Source organism: Microbulbifer sp. S227A, assembly GCF_049800935.1.
The window spans coordinates 302,958-326,035 of the sequence record NZ_JBNAFZ010000005.1; the positions used below are offsets into that span (position 1 = coordinate 302,958).

Consider the following 23,078-nt stretch of genomic DNA (forward strand, 5'->3'; position numbering starts at 1 on the left):
CTGCCCGCGACGATCTGTGTCCGCGCGCAGGACTCGGGATCAGTTGCTGACCTCGTTGGACATCCAGAAGGTGCCGGACGCCTCGAAGGGCAGGAATTTTTCGTGCAACTCGTCAAAGGTCGCCTGTGGATCGAGATCCTCGAAATCTTCGGGATAGAACCACTTGGCGAGCTGCTGAATCGCCACGAAGTGATAGGGCGAGTTATAGAACTGGTGGAAAATGACGTGGAAATTGCCGTTTTTCACCGCGTCCATATCGGCGAATCCGGGCCGCGCCGCCAGCGCGCTCAGCTTTTCGGTATTGATCGCGTCATCCGCCTCATAGCCCAGCAGAACCGAGGCCACCTCGGGCTTGAACTCGGCCCAGTTCGCGCCGGTCGCCACGATATGCACCGGATCGGCGGTGATCACCCCCTCCAGGCTTAGCGTCACGGAATAGGCATTGGCCAGGGTCGAGGCATAGTTCAACCCGCCCGCCAGCTCAACGAAGCGCCCGAAATTGTAGGGCCCAAAGGACCAGCAGCAGAAATCGGTTTGCCAGCCGGCGGCGTTTTCAACCACCACCATCGGGCGGTCCTCGGCGGGGATCGTGTCGATGATATTGGTCACCTTGCGCATCTGCGCGATGTAGAAATCGATGAACTCGGCGGCACGCTTTTCCTCGCCCAGGATACGGCCCAGCATCAGCAGCGATGGCACCACGTTCTCGGTGGCATTGCGGCGAAAATCGACAAAAGCGACCTGAACCCCCGCATCCGCCAGCTTGTCCATCAGGCCGGTTTCCTCGGCCTTGAACAGGCTGCCGGATTCCAGCAGCACCAGGTCGGCATCCGCCTCCAGCACCGCCTCGATGCTGAAATCTCCCGCATAGGGGTTGCCGAAATTGATCAGCCGCGCGGTGTCTTCGGGAAAGACGCTTTCGAATTTGCGGAACCCGTCAGGGTCATACAGGATCAGGTCGTTGTTCCAGCCGACGATCTTGTCGAACGGGTTGCCCTCGATCACCGGTGCGATGGCATACATCATGCGCCCCTCGCCCAGGATGATCTTGTCGGGCATTTCCGGCAGGCTGACTTCGCGGCCTGCGATGTCGGTAAAGGTCAGTGCTTGTGCTTGGACTTCAGTTGCTGACGCAAGGATTGCGCTGGCTGCCATGGCACCAAGAAAGCCGCCCATGGATGTCTGAAAGGACATTTGCGGTCTCCGTTAGGACAGGTGAATTTTCGCGCCCTCCTAAGGGCTCTGCGCGCCAAAGCCAAGTGATTTTGTCAGTTATTCTGCAAATCAGTGACCCACGGGCAGTTTCCGGCCCCCATATGCGGCACCCATGGTGGATCTTGGATAGAGGCGGGAATATAATCACCCCGTTTCAGACATACCCATTTGGCTAAGGGTTGATCCAAATGACACCCAGACAACTGACGCTTTTCCTGGCGGTGTGCCGCCACCGGTCGATGTCCAAGGCGGCGGAAGAGATGAACATTGCCCAACCCTCGCTGAGCAAGCAGATCGTTCAGCTGGAACATGCGCTCAAGACGCCGCTGTTTGTCCGCCACCATCGCGGTGTCGACCTGACCCGGCCGGGCGAACGCCTGCGCACCGAAGCCGCCGAGCTGGTCCGCCGGATCGACAACCTGTCCCAGGCGATCCGCAGCGAATCCGAACATGTCAGCGGTGACGTGACCCTTTGCGTGATAACCTCGCTGGCCTCGGCCTTTGCGGTCGAGCTCCTGCCCAAGATCGCTGCCGACATGCCCAAGGTAAAGCTGCGCATTCTCAACGGGTTTTCCGACCAGGCGGTGCGCGACGTGCTGCAACAGAATGTCGATCTTGCGATCATTCCGAACACCGCCGCCGACCTGCCGGTGGCCGCGAGCATGCCGCTGTTCAAGGAGAGCTTTGTCTTTATCAGCCGCTCCAGCCCGCAATTTCCCGATCGCCCGATCCGGCTGGCGGATGCGCTGGATCGCCCGCTGGTGCTGCCGCCGGTGGGCAGCGATCTGCGCCGCCGCGTCGACGAAGGCGCGCGCAGCATCGGCGTGCAGCTGACACCGCTGTTTGAAACCAACAGCATCGAGGCCATCGGCGAACTGGTCGAGCTTGGCATTGCCTGCAGCGTGGTGCCCCGGACCTATTGGCAGGGCAAGATCGCCGCCGGCGCGGTGGACGCACGCCCCATCGAGGCCCCCGAGATCAGCCGGGTTCACTCGCTCTGCTGGATGCCCGATATCGAGGCCGCCCCGGCGGTGGACGAGATTCGCAAGCGGATCGTGTCCAGCGTCCGCGGCATGCTCAACAGCGGCAAGTTGAGCGGCGACGCCATCGTCGACACGCGCCAGGCCCAGCGACTGGCGGATGACGGGTGATTTCAGCGGCTTGCGCGGCCCGCGAGGGCACGGGGCGGCCGTATCCAAGCCTTAAAGATACTTATTTATTATCAATATGCCTTGACCGATCGCATTTTCCGCCCTAATTAGCCACTTCAGGCATTTATGGAGGATTCGATGTCGATCAAAAAAGTGTCTATTGATCATTTCAAAATCCCCCTTCCGCGCGTTCTGACCGATGCAAAACACGGTGAGATGACAGATTTCGGCTTTGTCACGGTCCGGATTACCGATGACCAGGGCCGGACCGGACTGGGCTATACCTATACGGTCAACGCCGGCAGCGGCGCGGTGGCGGCACTTGCCCGTGAGCTTGAACCGCTGCTGTTGGGCGAGGACGCCGACTGCATCGAGGCATTGTGGCAAAAGATGTGGTGGCGCATGCACTTCGTGGGGCGCAGCGGGCTGGTCTCCTTTGCCCTCGCGGCGATCGATACGGCGCTCTGGGATCTCAAGGCGCACAAGACCGGGATGCCGCTCTGGAAGCTTCTCGGGGGGCATGATCCCGAGGTCTCGGCCTATGCAGGAGGTATTGATTTGTATCTTCCGCTTGAGGATTTGCTGGCACAGACCCGCGACAACCTCGCCTCGGGCCTGCGCGCCATCAAGATGAAGGTCGGGCGCGAGAATATCTCCGAGGATATTGCCCGGGTCGCCGCGATGCGCGATCTGCTGGGCGATGACATTCCCCTGATGGTGGATGCCAACATGGGCTGGAGCGTCGACAAGGCGATCCTCGCGGCCCGCCAGATGGCCGAATTGAACGTGACATGGCTCGAAGAGCCGACCGATCCCGACGATTTCCCCGGCTATGCGCGCATCCAGGCCGAAGGCGGGTTGCCCATCGCCGCCGGGGAAAACCTGCACAGCCTGTCCGAGTTCCGCCAGATGATCTCGGCCGGCGCGGCAACCTTTATCGAACCCGACGTGGCGACCTGTGGCGGCATTACCCCGTGGATGAAGATCGCGCGGCTTGCCGAAGCGCATAACCTGATGGTGACCTCGCACGGGGTGCATGATCTGCACCTGCACCTGCTGGCGGCAATTCCCAATGCCAGCTATCTCGAGATCCACGGTTTCGGGCTCGAACGCTTCATGACCGCCCCGCTTGCCTTTGTCGATGGCCGCGCCCGCGCCGGCGACCGGCCGGGCCACGGCATCACCCTTGATTTCAACACGCTGGAGGCCTTTCGCGCCGACAGTTGAATCCATGTCCGGAGGAGAATGACATGACTTCACTGAAACCCCTTGCGGCGGTTGCCGCGGTTCTGCTTGGCACCACATCGGCCCTGGCGGCGGAGTACGAGTTGAAACTCGCCCATGCCGCCATCGGTGCCAACAACCCGGTTCACCTGGCGTTGGAATCCTTTGCCGAGGACATCGCCAGCGCATCCGGAGGCCAGATCGAGGTGACGCTGTTTGGTGGCGGCCAGATGGGCAATGACCGCGAGTTGGTCGAACTGGCGCAGGAGGGCACCATCGATATCGCCGTGCCCACCGTGTCCAAACTCTCGGCCTGGGACCCGGCCTTTGCCGCGCCGGAAATCCCCTATGTCTTTCCCAGCCGCGATGTCGCGCTGGCAGTTCTGGGCGGCGCGTACGGCGCCTATCTTGAACCCAAGCTGAACGATCTCGGGCTGACCACGCTGGGCTGGTTCGAAAACGGCTTTCGCCAGATGACCAACAACCTGCGCCCGATTTCCAAGCCCGGCGACCTGGAGGGCATCAAGCTGCGCACCATGGCCGTCGAGGCCCATATCGAAGCCTTTGACCATCTTGGCGCAAACCCGACCCCGATGGCCTTTTCCGAACTCTACTCGGCATTGCAGCAGAATGTCGTCGACGGACAGGAAAACCCGCTGACCAACATCGTCAACAACAAGATGTACGAGGTGCAGGATTACGTTTCCCTGACCAACCATGTCTACAGCGCCTATATCGTGGTGATGAACCAGGGCAAGTTCGATGCCATGCCCCAGGAACTGCGCAGCCAGCTGCGCGAGGCGCTGGCCCGCGCGCTCCAGACCGAGCTTGACATCATCGACGCCGACGAGACCCGCAACCTCGAGGTGATCGAAGGCGCGGGTGTCAAGGTCAACGCCCTGTCGGATGCCGAGATCACCGCCTTCCGCGAGGCGCTCGGCGCGCTGTCGGGCCGCTTTGAGGAACTGGTCGGGGCAGATGCCTACCAGGCGCTCACCGCCGCCGTCGCACAGGCGCAGTAACCGCGCCGCGATAACCGGGGTGGCCATCGCGGCCGCCCCCTGCCCGTCGCCGGCATGGGAGGAACAGATGCGCGCAGTCAGATGGCTTGACGCCAATTTCGAACAGATCATCCTGGCCAGCTTCATGGCGTTGATGGCGGGGCTGATCTTTGTCCAGGTGGTCATGCGCTATGTCTTTGAAAACTCGCTGGTCTGGTCCGAAGAGCTGGTGCGCTGGCTGTTCATCTGGACGATCTGGGTCGGCATTGCCTATGCCTTTCGCACCGGCGACCACATCCGCATCACCATGCTGTCGGATCGGCTGGCCGCGCCCGCGCGGCAACGGCTCGAAACCGCACTCGGCCTTGCCATGATCGCATTTTTCCTGTGGATCGGCTGGCTTGGCGTGCAACAGGCGACATCGCCCATCGTCGCGCGACAAAGCTCGGTGGTACTGTACTGGCCGTTCAGCGACACCAAGGTCAGCCTGACATGGCTTTATGCCACGCTGCCCTTTGGCAGTTTCCTGTCGGTGCTGCGGCTGACACAGAACCTGCTGGACCGCCCGGACACCCGGGACTCCGGCCCACAACCGGAGGGTTGAACATGGCCACCGCGCTTCTCTTTGTGCTGTTTTTCGCGATGATCCTGCTTTCGGTGCCGGTCGGCGTTGCCATCGGTGCGGCAACGCTGCTGGTGATGGAGTTCCTGCCCGGAACACCGCCGGTGTCGCTGTTGATCAAGAACGCGATCGTCGGATCGGACAACTTTCCGCTGGTCGCCGTCCCGATGTTCATCCTGGCCGGGGAAATCATGCTGGCCGGTGGCCTGTCCGGGCGGATCGTCGGCATGGCGGCCCGGGTGGTCGGGCGGATGCGCGCCGGGCTGGCCTATGTCAACGTGCTGGCCTCGATGTTCTTTGCGGCGATTTCCGGATCCTCGCCGGCCACGGTTGCCGCCATCGGTTCGAACCTGATCCCCGAGATGGAGAAACGGGGCTATCGGCGCGATTTCTCCGCCGCGCTGACCTCGGCCTCGGGCATGCTGGGCGTGATGATCCCGCCGTCGATCCCGCTGATCATCTACGGGGTGGTGGCCAATGTCTCGCTGGGCTCGCTGTTCATCGCCGGGATCGTGCCGGGTATCCTGTTCGGCATCGGCTTCATGGTTGTCGCCCGCGTCAAGGTCGCCGGCAACGTGACCGAAATCCCGGAGGCGGGCGACGACACCCCCGCGATCCAGGGTGGACGGGGCGGGATCTGGGCGCTGTTTGTACCGGTCATCATCCTCGGCGGGATCTATGGCGGCATTTTCACCCCCACCGAAGCCGCCGGCGTGGCGGTTGTCTATGCGCTGTTTGTCAGCCTCGTGATCTATCGCGAAATGCGGCTCGGGGATTTGCCCGGCATCCTCGTGCGCAGCGGCCGGACCACCGCGACGATCATGATCATGGTGGCGATGGCCTTTGCCTTTGGCCGGTTCCTGACCATCGAGAGTGTGCCCGCGGACATGGCGGCGCTGATTACCGGGGCGACGACGAACCCGGTTGCGGTGCTGCTCCTGCTGAACCTGGTGCTGCTGGTGGCGGGGATGTTTCTCGAGCCGGTGGCGGCGATCATCATCCTCGCGCCGATCCTGCTGCCGATTGCCAAATCCGTGGGGGTCGACCCGGTGCATTTCGGCATCATCATGACCTGCAACCTCGCCATCGGCTTTTGCACCCCGCCGGTCGGCATCAACCTGTTCATCGCAAGTTCGATCGCGCAGGTGCCGGTCGAGGCGGTGATCCGCAAGGTTCTGCCCTTCATGATCGCGATGTTCGTGTCGATGGCGCTGGTGACGTTTTTGCCCGCGCTTTCCCTCCTGTTCCTTTAAGTGCTATCCATGCAATCTGTGACCAGGGAACGTGGCAAGGGCAGGAAACGGCGCGTGGCCAGAAGCTCGAAACTTACCGACGCGGCATATGGGGACATCCTGGGCCGCATCGAGGCCGGCGAATATTCCGTCGGGCTGCGGCTCCCTTCCGAGCAGGACCTGTGCCGCAAGCTCGACGTATCGCGCACAGTGGTGCGCAATGCCATTTCGCGCCTGCGCGACGAAGGGATCGTGGAAACCATCCGCGGCTCGGGGGCCTTTGTGCTGGAACGGCCCCGGGCCGGACCGGCCACCGCCACGGTGTCAGAGGCATCCATGCCCGGCATCCAGGTGGAATCCATGGCCGATGTGCTGGAATGCCAGCAGATGCGCATGTTGATCGAGGGCGAAATGGCGATGCTCGCGGCCGAGCGCTGGACCCCGGCGGACATGCAGCGCCTGGAGGCCGCCCTGACCCAGATGGCCCGCGAGGATGAAAACGCCCTGGGCACGGTGGACGAGGACCTGGCCTTTCACGAGGCTATCGTCGCCGCGTCGCATAACCGTGTCGGCATCGCGCTCTATGCCACGATGATCCCCGGCATCCGCATCGGCATGACCATGCAGCGCGGGCTGTACAAGCTGTTGCCGAAATCGCGTGGGCCGAACGGGCTGAAAGAGCATCGCGCCCTGCTCGACCTGATCCGCGAGCGCAAGGCGGCGGACCTGCGCGACGCCATTCACAACCACATTTCGTATTTCCATTCGGACCTGCGCCACCAATACGGCCAGCCCTGAACCGCGCTCAGGCGCGTGGCACCCCGTCGCGATGAAACGGCACGTGATACCCGGCCTGCACGGCGGGGCGCTGTGACATCCGCCGATACCAGGCCGCGACATTCGCAAATTCCGCCAGCGCCACCCGGTGGCGCGGATGCCGCGCGATCCAGGGAAAACACGCCATGTCGACAATCGAATAGCTGTCGCAGACATGGCTGCGCCCTTCCAGCCGGCGGTCGAGCACCGCGTAGAGCTTTCTGACCGTCGCGTGGAATTTTTCCTCGGCAAAGGGCGCGCGACCGGGATTGTCGTGCAGGAAGACATGCGCCTGCCCCGCCATCGGCCCAAGCGCCGCGCCCTGCCACATCAGCCACGAAATCGCCTGCGCCCGCGCCGCGACCTGCCCGGGCAGGAACCGCCGGTGTTTCTCGGCGAGATAGAGCAGAATGGCGTTTGACTCCGACAGGGTCAGGCCGGTCTCGCGATCGACCAGCAGCGGGATCTTGCGCGTCGGGCTGAGCGCGGCAAAGGTCTCGGAATGCTGCGCACCGCGCGTGATATCCACCGCGTGCACGCGATAGTCGACTCCAAGTTCCGCCAGCAGGATCGAAACCTTGCGCCCGTTGGGTGTGGGCCATGTATACAGGTCGATCACGACGCCGCGACCTTGCCGCGCATCCGCAGCGACAGGATCACGACCACGACCGAGGCCAGCATGAAGACCGCCGCGATCGGGCTGGAAAACAGAAAGAACGGATCGGCGCCCGTCGCGGAAAAGGCCTGCCGCGCCAGTTCTTCCAGCCGCCCGCCGAGCACGAAGGCGATGACAAAGGGCAAAGGCGAAATGCCGAACCGACGCATGAAATAGCCGAGCAGACCAAAGCCCACCGCAAAGATGATCGCCTCGAAACGCGTCTCCTGGATATAGAGCGAGGTCAGCGTCAAGAGCAGCACCACCGGCAACAGGTATTGCCTGGGCACGCAAGCCATCACCCCCATCGAGCGCATGAACATGCCGCCCAATGTCCAGTTGAACAGGTTGGCGAGCACCATCGTGGTAAACAGGCCAAAGGCGATCACAAGCTCGGTGTTCAGATCCTGCGAAAACTTGAAGACCGCCGGGCCGGGGTTCAGCCCGCCGATGCTCTCCATCGCGAGGATCAGAAAGACCGCCGCCGTGTTCCCCGGAATGCCCAGCGACAGAACCGGGATCAGGTTGGCCCCCGACACCGAACTGTTGGCCGCCTCGGTGGCGGCGATGCCCTCGGGTGCGCCCTCGCCAAAACTGGGGTCGCCGGGGGCCTTGGTGGCTTCGTGGCGCTTGCCGCCATGGGCATAACCAAGCGTCGCCGCGAGCGTCGAGCCGACGCCGGGCAGCGCCCCGATGATCGTGCCGATCACTGCCGAATGCCCGATGAAGGGCAACAGCCGGCGGATCTCGGCCCAGCTCATCCGCGCCTGTGCGTCCTGCGGCACCGATGTGACCCGCCCGCTCTTGCGACGGTCGCGCCACAGGGTCTCCATCTCGGCAAACACCGCACCCAGCACCAGCGTACCAACCACCGCCGCGATGATCGGGAAACCCTGGTTCAGCTCCGGCATCCCCAGCGACAGCCGGGGATAGAAATCTTCGCCGCTGCCCACATAGACGGCCAGCAGCCCGAGGCCCGCGCTCAGCAGCCCCTTGGCCACCGAGCTGCCGACCACCGCCGCGATGAAGCTGAGCGAGAGGATCAGCAGCGCGGTCTTTTCCGGCAGGTCGAGATAGGATTCCACCAGGATCGCAAGGAACGGCGCACAGACGAACAGCACGATGTCGGAAAAGGTGTCGCCGCTCACCGACGAGAAATGCGCAACCCGCAGCGCCCGGGCCGCCTGTCCGTTGCGCGCCATGGGATAGCCGTCCAGCGTGGTCATGTAGCTATCGGTCGTGCCGGGCGTATTGAACAGGATCGCCGGAACCGCGCCGCCCACCGTTGATCCCTTCATCACGCCGATCATGAAGCCCAGAACCGGCAAGAGCGCATCCGCCGAGAACCCGAAGGCCGAGATCAGGATCGGCAGCGAAATCGCCATCGCGATCACCCCGCCAAGCCCCGGCGTCGCGCCGACGATCACGCCCAGCACCAGCCCGGCGAACACCATGACCACGGTGATCGGCACCGGCAGACCCAGGACCGAAAACGCCGCCGGCCCCTGGAATACGGCCAGCACCCCGGCCAGAATGTAATCAAGCACCGACATCAGAAATCCCCATTGGGCGGCAGCAGCAGATCCTCGAAGGGCAGGTCATACAGCGCGGCAATGACCAGCGTCGCCAGCAGGCCGGTCACCGGTCCGCGCCAGCTGGGCCGGCCTTCGACGATGCTGATCATCCCGGCAACGGTAAGGGTGCCGCCCAGCACAAAGCCCAGGTATTTCCACGGGATGGTATCGCGCAGCTGCCGATAGCTGCCATGTTCGGTGAACAGCCAGGCCGCGACCGGCCCGGCATAGCGCATCACGAGACCGCCCACGACAAGCGTGGCGAACATGCTGCCGATAAAGAACATGTTGGCACGTTCCGGATGCGGCTGCCGCTCGGCCCGTCCCTCGAACAGGATCAGCAACAGGCCGGACAGCAGCACCAGCCCCCCGGCAAGTGTCGGCGCAAGGGCATCGCCGATCGCGTAGTCGCCGCGCACCCGGGCCACGACGCCGCCTTCTGTATCCATCGGTATCCAGACCGCAAGCACCAGCCCCGCAAAGGCCACACAGACCGCCCCGAGAACGATATTCACGCGCATCACGAGACCTCCGCTGACTCCGCCCGTCCGCACCCGGCCCCGCGGGGCCGCGACCGGCCCGCCGTCATTCGTTGACCGCGTTCATCAACGCGCCCGCGTCGTCATAGCCTTGCTGAATCCCGGTCGCCAGCGCGTCACCCATCACCACCTTGGGGCCGCCAAATGCCTTGTTGATGAATACGTGCGGCTTGCTGGCCGCGTCCTGCACGATCTCGGCAATGGCATTTGCAATCGCGTCCCGCGCCCTGGGGTCCATATCCTTGGGTCCGGCGAACATGAAAGTCGTGTCGCTGACGAATCCGAGATTGAAATCGCGCAAGAGCGGCGCATCCGGGGTCGAGACCAGCGGTTCGTCAAGCGCCGAGGCCAGTTCCACCATATCGCCGCTTGCCACGGCCTTGGCCTGGATTCCCGCGCCGAATCCCACATCGAGATCACCCGCGTTCAGCCCGTCGATCACCGCCTTGCCACCGGTCAGGGAAACGATGTTGAAATCCACGTCATTGCGTTTTTCAAGCACATACACCATGTCCCCCAGGCGCGGCGTCATCACCCCAAAGCGGATCGGGGTGCCGGACCGGGCCGCGTCGAGCACGTCGTCAAAGGTCTTCCAGCCTTTCGAGGCAAGCGCCACAACGGCCATCTGCGTGCCCGCAGTGGTCACAATCGGGGTGACATCGGTGGGCTTGCCCGCCCGCGCCGCGGCCATGTTGTACCCCAGCGAACCGGTTACGATCATCGCGATGGCCGTGCCGTCGCCCGGCTCGCCGATGATTGCCTTGACCGCGTTCAGACCGCCCTTGCCCGGCACCTGTTCGGGTATCACCGACCAGCCATGCCGCGCTTCGAGCTCTTCCGCGATCAGCCGCGCCTGGGTATCGGCACCGCCCCCCGCGCGAAATGCGATCAGCATCTTGATCGGACCCTCGGGCATCCATGCCTCGGCCGCGACCGACAGGGGCGCAGCCATCGCCGCCACGGCGACCGCCGCCGCCTTCAGAACCGTTTTCATGTTGATCCTCCCATAATCCGTTGTTTTCATGACATGTTTAGATGAACGGGCCTCCCGCCGCCCATTTGGCCGAGCCAACCTCCCCAAGGCCAATTTCCCCCACCCTACCGGCGTCCCTGCCCTGGCGGAAACGCCAATACGCTAGACCGGCCATAGCGAAAACCTATGGCCAGCCTGGTGCCATTCGAAGTTTGGCTATGCGCGGGCCTGGGGCGGCATTTGCCCCGTCCGTACCCGCAGCGCAATGGACCCGGCGCAACAGGCATAGACAAAAAGGTATCGCTACCATGTCCGATTTATATTTCTCCGCCCTGTAACGTTTCAGTAGCGTCGCTCACGGGATGACCGGACCTGATACCCGGCAAAGGAGGATTTCCCCAATGAATACAACGCCCCCGATCGAATACGAAGATGCCAGCCCCGAAGTCAGGGCGATCTTTGACGACATCAGGCAGACCCGCAATACTGACTATATCAACAATATCTGGAAATGCCTGGCCCATCACCCCGCCGTGCTCAGACGCACATGGGAGGGTGTCAAAGAGGTCATGGGCCCCGGCGTGCTGGACCCCGTGACCAAGGAAATGATCTATCTTGCGATCAGCATCACCAATAATTGCGGGTATTGCGTGGCCAGCCATGGTGCAGCCGCGCAAAAGGCCGGCATGAGCGACGACATGTTCGGCGAAATCATGTCGATCGTCGGAATGGCCAATGAAACCAACCGCCTGGTGAGCGGCTACCGCGTCCCGATCGACGAGATCTTTCAGCAGCTCCGGGACTGAGCCGCACCTGTCACCCTATTGGCCAGGCTCCGGATCATGGCTGCCTGGCCGCGATACCCCCAGTTCACAACCGGAGACCCCCGATGCAGCCGCACAGCCCCCCGAGCGCCGATATTGACCCCGACGAAACGCGGGATTGGGTGGAGTCGCTGCTGGGCGTCAAGCGGGCGTGCGGAGATGCGCGCGCCACTTTCCTGTTGCGCCAACTGGAAGAGACGGCACGGGTCGAGGGGCTATATGCGGGCGAAGCGCCGTATTCGGCCTATCGCAATTCCATCCCGCTCGAGGCGCAAGGGGTCTATCCCGGTGATCTGGAGGTCGAAAAGCGCCTGACCGCGATCCTGCGTTGGAACGCGTTGGCGATGGTGATCCGTGCGAACGAGGCCTATGGGGGACTGGGCGGGCACATTGCCTCTTACGCCTCGGCGGCAGAGATTTTCGAAACCGGGTTCAACCATTTCTTCCGCGCCCGCACCGAGGATTTCGCCGGTGATCTGGTGTTCTATCAGCCCCATTCCGCGCCCGGTGTCTATGCCCGCGCCTATCTCGAGGGGCGGCTGGGGCGCGCGCATCTGGACAAGTACCGCCAGGAAGTGGCGGGCGATGGGCTGTGCTCGTATCCGCATCCCTGGCTGATGCCGGATTTCTGGCAGTTTCCCACCGGCTCGATGGGGATCGGCCCGCTGAACGCGGTCTACCAGGCACGGTTCATGCGCTATCTCGCGGCGCGGGGCCAGGCCGAGACCGATGCACGTCATGTCTGGGGCGTCTTTGGCGATGGCGAGATGGACGAGCCTGAATCGATTGCCGGCCTGACCCTTGCGGCACGCGAGGGGCTCGACAACCTGACCTATATCGTCAACTGCAACCTGCAAAGGCTGGACGGGCCGGTGCGCGGCAACGGGCAGGTGATCCAGGAGTTGGAATCGCTGTTCATCGGGGCCGGATGGAACGTGATCAAGGTGCTCTGGGGTTCGGAATGGGACCCGCTGTTTGCCCGCGATGGCGACAATGTCCTGCTGCGCCGCTTTGCCGAGACCGTGGATGGCGAATACCAGACGCTGGGGGCCAAGGGGGGCGATTACAACCGCGACACGTTCTTTTACGCCGATCCCGGTTCGCGCGCGCTGGTCGAGCACATGTCCGAAGACGAGATCCATGCGCTCAAGCGGGGCGGCCATGATTTCAGAAAGCTTTACGCCGCCTTTGCCGCCGCCCGCGCGCACAAGGGGCGGCCAACCGTGATTCTGGCCAAGACCAAGAAGGGTTATGGCATGGGGCGCGCCGGGGAGTCGCGAATGATCGCGCACCAGGCCAAGAAACTGGATACCGGGGCGCTGTTCGAGTTCCGCGAGCGGTTCGGGCTGGCGATCTCGGACGAGGATGTCGAGTCGATGAACCTGTTCACCCCCGATCCCGACAGCGCCGAGATGCGCTATCTGCACGAACGCCGCGAGGCCCTGGGCGGCTATATGCCCCGGCGCGCGCCGCGTGCCCCGCAGGCGGCGGTGGCCCCGGTGCCGGCGCTGGACACCTATGCCAGGTTCGCTCTGCAGGCCGACGGCAAGGAGATGTCCACCACCATGGCCTTTGTCCGGATGTTGGGCGGGATGCTCAAGGACAAGGAATTCGGCCCGCGCATCGTGCCCATTGTGGCCGACGAGGCGCGCACCTTTGGCATGGACAACCTGTTCCGCCAGATCGGCATCTATGCGCCCGATGGGCAGCTTTATACGCCGGAAGATGCGGGTTCCATGATGTACTACAAGGAATCCAAGGACGGGCAGCTGCTGGAAGAGGGCATCAACGAGGCCGGGGCGCTGGCGTCGTGGACGGCGGCGGCGACCTCGTATTCGATCCACGGGCGGCCAATGCTGCCGGTCTATATCTATTACTCGATGTTCGGCTTCCAGCGGGTGGGGGACATGATCTGGGCGGCTGCCGACCAGCGCGCGCGAGGTTTCCTGATTGGGGCCACTGCTGGCAAGACGACCTTGTCGGGCGAAGGTCTGCAACACCAGGATGGCACCAGCCAACTGGTCGCCGCGACGATCCCCAATTGCCGCAGCTATGACCCGGCCTATGCCTATGAGCTGGCGGTCATCACGGATCACGGCAGCCGGCGGATGATGCAAGACCAGGTGGACGAGTTCTATTATCTCACCGTGATGAACGAAAACCACCCGATGCCAACCATGCCCGAAGGGGCGGAAGAGGGCATTCTTAAGGGGCTCTACAAACTGGGCAGCCGTGGCGACGACAAGGCGAAGGTGCGCGCCCGCCTGATCGGTTCGGGCACCATCTTGCAAGAGGTGATCGCCGCCGCCGGGATCCTCGCGCGGGATTTCGGCATCGCTTCGGACATCTTCAGCGCCACGAGCTTCAGCGAACTGGCGCGCGACGCCGAAGAGGTGGCGCGACACAATCGCCTGACACCGGGTGCGGCACGGACAAGCCATGTACAGACCCAGTTGCCCGGCCCCATGCCGGTGATCGCCGCCACCGATTACGTGCGCGCCGTGCCTAACATGATTGCCCCGCATGTGAGCGGGCGGTTCGTGGCGCTTGGTACTGATGGCTTCGGTCGCAGCGACCAGCGCGCCGAGCTGCGCCGGTTCTTCGAGGTCAGCCGCGAACATGTGGTGCTGGCCGCGATCGAGGCGCTGGTGCGCGACGGCCATGTGCCGCCCGATCTCCACGCCCGCGCGGTCCGGCAGTTCGCGCTGCCCGCTGCCCCCGCCCCCTGGACCGTGTGAGGGTGGCGGCATGAGCGGGCTCATCGACATTCGCGTCCCCGATATCGGCGATTTCACCGACGTACCGGTGGTCGAGATCATGGTTGCCCCGGGCGAGGGCATCGAGGCCGACCAGAGCCTCGTGGCGCTGGAATCCGACAAGGCAACGCTGGACGTGCCCGCGCCGGAGGCGGGCGAGCTGATCGAGCTGCTGGTGGCCGAGGGCGACCGGGTTTCCGAGGGCAGCCTGATCGCGCGCCTGCGCAGGACCCGGCCCGACACCGCCGGGGCGGCGGACGCGCCCGGCCCGATCCCCCCGGACCCCGAGCATCGGACCGCCGCCGCTCTTGCAGACGACCCGACACCTGACGACAACACCGCCCCCGACCCGCAACCCGCCGGCCATGCAACGCCTTCGGTGCGCAAATTCGCCCGCGAGCTGGGGGTTGACCTGGGCCATGTAAGCGGCAGCGGACGCAAGGGACGGATCACCCGCGAAGATGTCTCGGCCCATGTCAAGGCGGCGCTTCGGTCTCCGGCCCCCGCGCCATCCGGCGGGATTGCCGATCTGGGCCTGCCGCCCTGGCCACAGGTGGACTACGCGGCATTCGGCCCGGTGCGCCGCGAACCCCTGTCGCGCATCGCCCGGATTTCGGGGCCAAGCCTGGCGCGGAACGCGATGATCATCCCGCATGTCACCAATTTCGACAGCGCCGACATCACCGAGCTTGAACAGTTTCGCAAGACCATCAACGCCGAGACCGCGCTCGAGGCGAAAATGTCGATCCTGCCCTTTGTGGTCAAGGCCGTGGTCACCGCGTTGCAGAGCTTTCCCCGCTTCAACGCCTCGCTCGACGGCGACGCGCTGGTGATCAAGGAATATTATCATATCGGCATCGCCACGGACACGCCTGGCGGGCTCGTGGTGCCGGTGATCCGGGATGCCGACCGCAAGGGTGTTCGGACGATCGCGGCGGAAATGACGGCGCTTGCGGCCCGCGCCCGCGACGGCAGGCTGGCACCGGCCCAGATGCAGGGCGGCAGCTTTACCATCTCGTCGCTTGGCGGCATCGGCGGCACCAATTTCGCCCCGATCATCAACGCCCCCGAGGTTGCGATCCTCGGAATGACCCGCGCCGCGATCCAGCCGGTCTGGGACGGCACCGCCTTCCAGCCCCGCCTGATGCAACCCCTCAGCCTGGCGTGGGACCACCGCGTCGTCGACGGCGTTGCCGCGGCGAAGTTCCTCGGCTCGGTGACGACCACGCTGAACGACTTTCGGCGAAACACGCTCTGACAGCCATCGTTCTGTACGACACAAGAGAAAGGACCCTCCCAATGAAAGCCGCCTTCAACATCGCGCGCGGGACCGCCAGCGAAACCCTGGTGATCCGCGACATCGACACCCCCGCCCCCGCACCGGGCGAGGTTCTGGTCGCCATGCGCGCCTCGGGCGTGAACCCGTCGGATTCCAAATTGCGCAGCGGCGCCCAGGGCCCGATGGTGGCCGACCGCGTTCTGGTCCACAATGACGGCGCCGGCATCATCGAACGGGTTGGCGAAGGCGTCGACCCCGCGCGCATCGGCCAGCGTGTCTGGCTTTATGGCATCAACCGCTCGCCGGACGGGCTGGGCCAGGGCCGCAACGGGACAGCCGCCGAATTTGCCACGGTGCCCGCAGACCAGGCCATCGCGCTTCCCGAGCGCGCCTCCTTTGCCCAGGGGGCCTGCATCGGGGTGCCGGCAATGACGGCGCACCGGGCGGTGATGTGCGCAGAGCGCCCGCTTGACGGGGCCACCGTGCTGGTGACCGGCGGGGCCGGGTCGGTCGGCCATTCCGCGATCCAGATCGCCAAGGCCGCTGGCGCGCGCGTCATCGCCACCGTCAGCACCGCGGACAAGGCGGCCATCGCCCGCGACGCCGGGGCGGATGTGACGATCAACTACCGCAGCGAGGACCTGCAGGCGCGGGTGATCGAAGAGGCCCCCGACGGGGTCGACCACGTGGCCGATGTCGACCTTGCGGCGCATGTTGCGATGTATCCCGCGATCCTTTCGATGAACGGCACCGTCGGCAGCTATGCCACCGCCACCAACCTGACACCGGCGCTGCCCTTTTATCCGCTGGCCTTCCGCAACATCCGGATACAGCCGATCTTTGTCTATTCGATGAGCGCTGCGGCCAAGGCGCGGGCGATTGCCGATATCACCGCGCTCTTGTCCGCCGGCAAGCTGGCCCCGCGCATCGACCGGCACTTTGCACTGGATGACATCGTCGCCGCGCATGAGGCCATCGAATCCGGCACGCTGATCGGCAATGCCGTTCTGACCATCGGCGACGCCTGACGACACGCTGCGGTCCCGCCCGCGACAAACCGGCACGGCGCATCCCCGGGGCGCGCCGTGCCCGTTTCGCAGGTCGCTGACCGCATTGTTAGTTTTTTCAACGTTACTTTCAATAATTGCTCGTTTAGAGAAAGTTCCTCAAACATGTTAAGACCTCTCCAGTGAAACAAGGGGGGCTCTTTCATGACCGAATCGTCGCTGGGGAATCTCCGTATTCTGGACCTGAGCAGGATCCTGGCGGGTCCGACCTGCACCCAGATGCTCGGCGATCTTGGTGCGGACGTCATCAAGATCGAGCGCAAGGATCACGGCGATGATACCCGCAAATGGGGTCCGCCCTTTGTCGCGCCCAAGGATGGCCCGGCAACCGAAAGCGCCTATTACATCGCCGCGAACCGCAACAAGAAATCCGTCGAGATCGATTTCGGCGACCCGGCCGATCTGGATCGGCTGCTGGCGCTGATGGCCGGGGCGGACGTGGTGGTCGAAAACTTCAAACCCGGTGGGCTGAAGAAATTCGGGCTGGATTATGAACAGGTTGCCGCGCGGTTTCCACAGCTGGTGTGGTGCGCGATCTCGGGGTTCGGCAAGACCGGCCCCAACGCCCACCGACCGGGATACGATCTTTTGGCGCAGGGCTATGGCGGCTTGATGAGCATCACCGGCGCGCGCGATGGCGAACCGATGAAGGTCGGCGTCGGGATCACCGACCTGTGTACCGGGCTGCATGCCACGGTGGCGATCCTCGCCGCGCTGCGCCACCGCGATGCGACCGGCCAGGGGCAGCTCATCGACCTGTCGCTGGTGGATGTGCAGATGGCGATGCTCGCCAACCAGGGCACCAATTACCTGGTCTCCGGTCAATCGCCGACGCGGGCGGGCAACGAGCACCCCAATATCGTGCCCTACCAGGTGTTCGAGGTCGCCGATGGCCATGTCATCGTCGCGGTCGGCAATGATGAGCAATACCGGCGGTTCTGTGCCCTGATCGGCCGTCCCGAACTGGCCGATGATCCACGCTTTGTCACCAACGCCCTGCGGATCGAGAACCGCGCCGAGATCATTTCCCTGATCGCCGCGACCCTGGCGGACCTCTCCCGCGACACCCTGCTGAGCGGCATGGAAGCGCGCGGGATACCCGGCGGGCCGATCAACACCATTGGCGAGGTGCTGGAAAGCGACCAGGCCCGGGCCCGCGGCATGAAGATCGAAATGACCCAGGACCATGCCAATGCCGGGACGGTGCCGCTGATCGGGAACCCGATCAAGATGTCCAGAACCCCGGTCACCTACCGCTTTGCTCCGCCGAAACTCGGCGCGGATACCGAGTCCGTGCTGGGCGACCTGTAATCCAGACAATCCGTGAGGACATGATGAACCACCAACCCGCATTCAGCACCCGGACACTTGGCGACAACCCCTGGCTTGACAGGATGCAAGCCCTGTCACCGGTGATCGCAAGCCGTGCCGCCGAATGGGACCAGAGCCGCGAATATTGCTGGCCCAATGTCAGCGCGCTTGCCGAGGCGGGCCTTATGGGAATGTCGATCCCCACGCGTTTCGGCGGCGGCGGGGCGAGCTTTCTGCAAGTCGCCCAGGTGGTCGAAGAGGCGGCGCGCCATTGTACGCTGACCGCCCGGATCCTGGTCGAGGCCAACATGGGCGGCATCAGCGCGGTCATGACCTATGGCACCGACGCACAGCGGGCCTTTTGCGCCCCCATCGTGCTGGCCGGTGACAAGCCCGCCATCTGTATCACCGAACCGAATGCCGGCAGCGCCGCCACCGAAATGCAAACCCGTGCGGACAGGCGCGGCGACCGCTGGATCCTGAATGGCTGCAAGCACTGGATCACCGGCGGCGGCGTTTCCAAGCTGCACCTGATCTTTGCCCGCGCCTTTGACGAGGATGGCACCGAACTCGGGATCGGCGGTTTCCTGGTCCATGTGGATCGCGAAAAGGGCATCGAGCCCAAGGGCTTTGAGGTGGCGCGCCGGGAACGGACCATGGGACTTTGCGGCATGCCCGAGGCCGAGCTGCGATTCCACGATCTAGACGTGTCCGAAGACATGCGCATCAGCACGCCGTCGGGTTTCCGCCGCGGATTTGCCGACCTGATGACCGCCTATAACAGCCAGCGCGTCGGCGCGGGCACCATTGCCATGGGCGTCGCCGCCGGGGCGCTCGAACATGCCAAACGGTATCTGCGCGAGCGCCGGCAATTCGGGCGCCCGCTGGCGGAATTCCAGGGGCTGCAATGGATGATCGCCGACATGGAGGCCACGGTTCATGCCTCGCGGCTGATGCTGATGGAGGCCGCCCAATCCGCCGACTGGAACGGCAACCGGTTCCCCGACATGATGATGGCGGCGCGCGCCAAGGCCTTTGCCTCGGAAAATTCGATCAAGGTGGTAAATGACGCCTTGCAAATGTTCGGTGCGCGGGGCTACGGCGATCTTGAGCCGCTGGAGCGCATGTATCGTGACGTGCGCATGTTCACGATCGGCGGCGGCACGGCGCAGATTCTCAAAACCCAGGTGGCAGGCGCCGTTCTGGGATTGAAAACACCGCAAACCCGCAACGGTTACGCGCAACAAGATGCCTGATGAGAGGGGCAAGCCAACATGACGATGAAAGGTTACACGGATCAGCACGGCCTTGAATTCACCGCCTCATCGCCGGAGAGCGCCAACCGCTTTGCCGATTTCACCTCGTCCTACATGGGGTTCCGCCGGGAAACCGGCGAGATCCTGAAGGACATCATCGAGACCGACCCCGACATGCCCATGGCGCGTTGTGCCAAGGGCTATCTGGCCAAGCTGATCGGCAGTTCCAACCATTCGGCCCGGGCAATCCGGATCTCCGGGGAACTGACCGAGCATCTGGCCAAGGTCGACGCCAATGACCGCGAAAAGATGCACGCCGCCGCCCTCGCGGCCTGGTGTACCGGCGATCTCGAAAAGACAACCCGCATCTGGGAAGGCATTCTGCTGGATCATCCGCTGGACGGGCTAGCGCTGCGCCTGGCGCATTTCACGCATTTCTACTCGGGCGATGGCCGCAAGATGCGCGATTCCATGGCGCGTCACCTGCCGCTCTGGCCCGAAGACCACCGCGATTACGGCTTTCTGCTGGGCATGTATGCCTTTGGACTCGAGGAATCGCGCCAGTACGACAAGGCCGAACGCTATGGCCGGGCCGCCGTCGCGCGCAACCCCAAAGACGCCTGGTCGGTGCATTCGATCGCCCATGTCCTTGAAATGACCGAGCGCCAGGAAGAGGGCATCGAATGGATCGCCGGATTGGAAAGCGACTGGTCCACGGTCAACAATTTCCGGTTCCACCTGTATTGGCACAAGAGCCTCTTTCACCTGGAGCGGGGCGAATTCGACGCGGTTCTGAAACTCTACGATGAACAGATCTCGTCGGATATCGAGTCGGATTTCTACCTTGATATCTGCAACTGTTCCTCGCTGCTGTGGCGGCTTGAAATGTTCGGCATCGATGTCGGCGAACGCTGGGGTGCCCTGACCGACGTGGCCAGGAAACACCTGAACGACCGCGACCTGATCTTTGTCACCTTGCACTACCTGATGGCGCTGATCGCCAATGGCGACACCGTCGCCGCCAAGCAGATGACCGACGGCATGCGCGAATGGGCCAAGATGGACGACACCCAGGCGCGGGTCTGTGCCGAGGTCGGGCTGGCGGTGGCCAGGGGGCTGCAATACGCGCGCGATGGCAAATTCGCCAAGGCGGTCGCGGCCATCGATCCCGTGCGCTACCAGCTTGACCTGGTCGGCGGCAGCGCGGCACAGCGGGACGTGTTCATCATGATCCTGCTGGATGCGGCCAAGGCCAGCAGCGACGCGCTGGTGGCGCGGGCGCTGTTCTCGGAACGCCTCGGCGAGAAGGTGCATTCAAGCTGGACTTGGAAGAACTACAGCTCGATCCTGAACTCGGTCGGCAAGACCGAAGAAGCCGAAGCCGCCGCCGCGCGGGCACGCGAGATCCTGGTCAACTAGGGCCTCTTGCCAGCGCCACGCCCCTTTCAACGCGCCGGAGCAACCGCGCTCCGGGCCGCGTTGCAAGGGTCATGGCGCGTCGCTGGCGGCCGCAACCTGCCCGTCGATCAGCGACAACAGAACCTCGTGGATGCGATAGACCAGTTGCTTGCGCGGCGAATTCCTGCGGCTGGCCAGCACGATCTGGCGTTGAAACCCGTGATCCCCGAGATCCAGCAGGCGGATGCCCTGGGGCGGTGTCGACAGCGCCCGCCGTGGCAGGATCGAGATCCCGAGATTGTGCCGCACCAACGCCTCGACTCCTTCAAAGGAATCGACATCCATCTTGGACAACACATCGATCTTGTTGCCGCGCAGGAACCCGTCCACCCGGCGCGACAGGGCGGTGTTGCGCGCGAACCAGATGAACGGTCGGTTGCGCAGAAGGTCGTGACAGTCATCCGATGTTTCACGGTCCGAAACAAGCAGCTGGAACGGCTCGGCACAGATCGGAAAGGTCGCGAGGTTTGACTCCGACGCGCCCGGATCGGTGACCAGCGCGACATGGATCGACCCGTCCAGCACCATGTTGATCAGATCATGCGACAGCGCCGAGATCACCTCGATTTCCAGGTCCGAATGCTCGGCGTTCAACCGGGCAAGGGTCGGCGCGGCAAGGCTCTGGATGGTCGACGGCGCCGCCCCCAGCGACACCCGGCCAAAGAACCGCTTGGTATCCGCCAGCGCGTGAATGTCGCTCACGATGTCTTCCATGCGGCGGGCATGTTCCACCAGCGCCAGCCCCTGCCCCGTCAGCACCGGCGGCCGCATCGAGCGATCGAGGATCGACATCTGAAGCTCTTCCTCCAGCGCCTTGATCTGCAGGCTGACCGCCGAGTGGCTGAGGTTCAGCTTCTGGGCCGCCGCGTTCAGCGACGGAGATTGCGACACTTCGACAATCGTGCGCAGGAAACGAAGATTCACAGGGTATCCTTGCAAGAATTTCCAACATTATATTCACAAATTTCAAACTAACAACAGGTTGTTTAAACATCATAAGATGCGGGCCTAGTACCGGATACGGCCCACGGCCCGAGCGATGCTCATGAATTTTCACACCGCACGGGGCCGCATCGCAACTTCGGGTCCCCAGGTGTGCCGTGCTCGCAAAGGCCGCCACCATGCACTTTCCAACCCTTGTCAAAAGCCTGATACCGGGCGTCCTGCTCTCGGGGCTGATCGCGATTTCATCGCAATTCCTGTCCGATCACTATGGCGCGCCCGCCATGTTGATGGCCTTGCTGATCGGGATCGCGCTGAATTTCCTGTCCGAGGATAACCGCTGCGGCATCGGCATCACCTTTGCCTCCAAGAAAATACTGCGCTTCGGCGTCGCCCTGCTGGGGGTGCGGATCAGCTTTGAAATGGCGTCGGATTTGGGCTGGACGATCGTGTTGCTGGTGATCGGCGGGGTTTTGGCCACCATCGCCTTTGGCATGCTGATCGCCAAAAGCTTTGGGCATGGGCCGCGCTTTGCCTTTCTGTCGGCGGGGTCGGTCGCGATCTGCGGGGCGTCCGCGGCGATGGCGATCTCGGCGATCCTGCCCCGCGACGACAGAACCGAGGAACGGCTGGTGTTTACCGTCGTGGGCGTTACCCTGCTGTCGACGGTGGCGATGATCGCCTACCCGATCCTTGCAGAGCTGCTGGGTTTTGACGCGCGCTTAACCGGGGTGTTCATCGGGGCATCGATCCATGATGTCGCCCAGGTGGTCGGCGCGGGGTTTTCGGTATCAGACGAGGTCGGCGAGATCGCCACGGTGGTCAAGCTGCTGCGAGTCTCGACCCTGGCCCCGGTCATCCTTGTTGCGGCCATCGTCATCCGGCGGTGGGCTGGCGGTGCGGATGCCTCGGATCGGCCGGCGATCATCCCCGGCTTTGTCGCGTCCTTTGTCCTGTTGGTCACGCTGAATTCCTTTGGGGTCATTCCCCAGCCGGTCATCGCGCTGGCGGTCGAGCTGTCGCGCTGGTGCCTGTTGACCGCGGTGGCGGCGGTGGGCCTGCGCACCAACCTGCGCGACGTGGTCGATGTGGGCGGCGCGGCCATGGCGCTGCTGGTGCTGGAAACCGCGTTCCTGGGCTGCCTGACCGCCGGTTTGCTGATGCTGCTGTCATAACGGATGCC

The 23,078-nt window shown here is 63.8% G+C and carries 20 protein-coding genes; 14 read left to right on the top strand and 6 right to left on the bottom strand.

What is annotated here, in order from left to right:
- Nucleotides 1-39: 39 nt before the first annotated feature.
- Nucleotides 40-1,194, bottom strand: coding sequence for an ABC transporter substrate-binding protein (locus ACP15R_RS14585; protein ID WP_424987161.1), 1,155 nt, complete (start codon nucleotides 1,192-1,194; stop codon nucleotides 40-42).
- A gap of 209 nt (nucleotides 1,195-1,403) precedes the next feature.
- On the opposite strand from ACP15R_RS14585, the gene ACP15R_RS14590 reads away from it, so the two are divergent.
- The 6 genes from ACP15R_RS14590 (at nucleotide 1,404) to ACP15R_RS14615 (ending at nucleotide 7,243) form a co-directional block, all read left to right on the top strand.
- Nucleotides 1,404-2,366: a LysR family transcriptional regulator gene (locus tag ACP15R_RS14590; protein ID WP_424987162.1), complete on the top strand. Its 963-nt coding sequence runs from the start codon at nucleotides 1,404-1,406 to the stop codon at nucleotides 2,364-2,366.
- A 138-nt stretch (nucleotides 2,367-2,504) separates the two neighbouring features.
- On the top strand, nucleotides 2,505-3,593 hold the full coding sequence (locus ACP15R_RS14595; RefSeq protein ID WP_424987163.1) for a mandelate racemase/muconate lactonizing enzyme family protein: 1,089 nt from the start codon (nucleotides 2,505-2,507) through the stop codon (nucleotides 3,591-3,593).
- A gap of 23 nt (nucleotides 3,594-3,616) precedes the next feature.
- Nucleotides 3,617-4,612, top strand: coding sequence for a TRAP transporter substrate-binding protein (locus ACP15R_RS14600; RefSeq protein ID WP_424987165.1), 996 nt, complete (start codon nucleotides 3,617-3,619; stop codon nucleotides 4,610-4,612).
- Between the two features lie 67 nt (nucleotides 4,613-4,679).
- Nucleotides 4,680-5,195 carry a TRAP transporter small permease gene (locus ACP15R_RS14605; protein ID WP_424987166.1) on the top strand — a complete coding sequence of 172 codons (516 nt, stop codon included), beginning with the start codon at nucleotides 4,680-4,682 and terminating at the stop codon, nucleotides 5,193-5,195.
- 2 nt (nucleotides 5,196-5,197) lie between these two features.
- Complete coding sequence (locus ACP15R_RS14610; RefSeq protein WP_424987167.1) at nucleotides 5,198-6,466, top strand: TRAP transporter large permease; 1,269 nt, start codon at nucleotides 5,198-5,200, stop codon at nucleotides 6,464-6,466.
- A 54-nt stretch (nucleotides 6,467-6,520) separates the two neighbouring features.
- The gene (locus ACP15R_RS14615; protein ID WP_424987168.1) at nucleotides 6,521-7,243 is read left to right on the top strand and encodes a FadR/GntR family transcriptional regulator; all 723 of its coding nucleotides are present in this window, start codon (nucleotides 6,521-6,523) and stop codon (nucleotides 7,241-7,243) included.
- 7 nt (nucleotides 7,244-7,250) lie between these two features.
- On the opposite strand, the gene ACP15R_RS14620 is transcribed toward ACP15R_RS14615, so the two are convergent.
- From ACP15R_RS14620 to ACP15R_RS14635, 4 genes are all read right to left on the bottom strand, one after another.
- Nucleotides 7,251-7,880, bottom strand: coding sequence for a glutathione S-transferase family protein (locus ACP15R_RS14620; RefSeq protein WP_424987169.1), 630 nt, complete (start codon nucleotides 7,878-7,880; stop codon nucleotides 7,251-7,253).
- A complete protein-coding gene (locus ACP15R_RS14625) occupies nucleotides 7,877-9,469 on the bottom strand; it encodes a tripartite tricarboxylate transporter permease (protein WP_424987170.1) in 1,593 nt (530 codons plus the stop codon). Before ACP15R_RS14625 ends, ACP15R_RS14620 begins: the two co-directional genes overlap by 4 nt.
- Entirely contained in the window at nucleotides 9,469-10,011 is a 543-nt protein-coding gene (locus ACP15R_RS14630) for a hypothetical protein (RefSeq protein WP_424987171.1), read from the bottom strand. The genes ACP15R_RS14625 and ACP15R_RS14630 overlap by 1 nt, the downstream gene beginning before the upstream one ends.
- A gap of 64 nt (nucleotides 10,012-10,075) precedes the next feature.
- Complete coding sequence (locus ACP15R_RS14635; RefSeq protein WP_424987172.1) at nucleotides 10,076-11,023, bottom strand: hypothetical protein; 948 nt, start codon at nucleotides 11,021-11,023, stop codon at nucleotides 10,076-10,078.
- A gap of 380 nt (nucleotides 11,024-11,403) precedes the next feature.
- Here ACP15R_RS14635 and ACP15R_RS14640 point away from each other — a divergent pair, with 380 nt between their 5' ends.
- The 7 genes from ACP15R_RS14640 to ACP15R_RS14670 all read left to right on the top strand — a co-directional run bounded on the left by ACP15R_RS14640 (nucleotide 11,404) and on the right by ACP15R_RS14670 (nucleotide 20,914).
- On the top strand, nucleotides 11,404-11,808 hold the full coding sequence (locus tag ACP15R_RS14640) for a carboxymuconolactone decarboxylase family protein (RefSeq protein WP_424987173.1): 405 nt from the start codon (nucleotides 11,404-11,406) through the stop codon (nucleotides 11,806-11,808).
- An 83-nt stretch (nucleotides 11,809-11,891) separates the two neighbouring features.
- Nucleotides 11,892-14,564, top strand: coding sequence for an alpha-ketoglutarate dehydrogenase (gene mdeB, locus ACP15R_RS14645; RefSeq protein ID WP_424987174.1), 2,673 nt, complete (start codon nucleotides 11,892-11,894; stop codon nucleotides 14,562-14,564).
- 10 nt (nucleotides 14,565-14,574) lie between these two features.
- Nucleotides 14,575-15,840: a 2-oxo acid dehydrogenase subunit E2 gene (locus ACP15R_RS14650; RefSeq protein ID WP_424987175.1), complete on the top strand. Its 1,266-nt coding sequence runs from the start codon at nucleotides 14,575-14,577 to the stop codon at nucleotides 15,838-15,840.
- Between the two features lie 41 nt (nucleotides 15,841-15,881).
- Nucleotides 15,882-16,889 (top strand): NADPH:quinone reductase, encoded by a 1,008-nt coding sequence (locus ACP15R_RS14655; RefSeq protein ID WP_424987176.1) that lies wholly within the window; start codon nucleotides 15,882-15,884, stop codon nucleotides 16,887-16,889.
- Nucleotides 16,890-17,072: 183 nt separating this feature from the next.
- A complete protein-coding gene (locus ACP15R_RS14660; RefSeq protein ID WP_424987177.1) occupies nucleotides 17,073-18,239 on the top strand; it encodes a CaiB/BaiF CoA transferase family protein in 1,167 nt (388 codons plus the stop codon).
- Nucleotides 18,240-18,262: 23 nt separating this feature from the next.
- The gene (acdA, locus tag ACP15R_RS14665; protein WP_424987178.1) at nucleotides 18,263-19,495 is read left to right on the top strand and encodes a 3-sulfinopropanoyl-CoA desulfinase; all 1,233 of its coding nucleotides are present in this window, start codon (nucleotides 18,263-18,265) and stop codon (nucleotides 19,493-19,495) included.
- Between the two features lie 18 nt (nucleotides 19,496-19,513).
- On the top strand, nucleotides 19,514-20,914 hold the full coding sequence (locus tag ACP15R_RS14670; RefSeq protein ID WP_424987179.1) for a tetratricopeptide repeat protein: 1,401 nt from the start codon (nucleotides 19,514-19,516) through the stop codon (nucleotides 20,912-20,914).
- Nucleotides 20,915-20,983: 69 nt separating this feature from the next.
- On the opposite strand, the gene ACP15R_RS14675 is transcribed toward ACP15R_RS14670, so the two are convergent.
- Entirely contained in the window at nucleotides 20,984-21,877 is an 894-nt protein-coding gene (locus ACP15R_RS14675; protein WP_424987180.1) for a LysR family transcriptional regulator, read from the bottom strand.
- Nucleotides 21,878-22,074: 197 nt separating this feature from the next.
- On the opposite strand from ACP15R_RS14675, the gene ACP15R_RS14680 reads away from it, so the two are divergent.
- Nucleotides 22,075-23,070 (top strand): YeiH family protein, encoded by a 996-nt coding sequence (locus tag ACP15R_RS14680; RefSeq protein WP_424987181.1) that lies wholly within the window; start codon nucleotides 22,075-22,077, stop codon nucleotides 23,068-23,070.
- The last annotated feature ends 8 nt before the right edge of the window (nucleotides 23,071-23,078 follow it).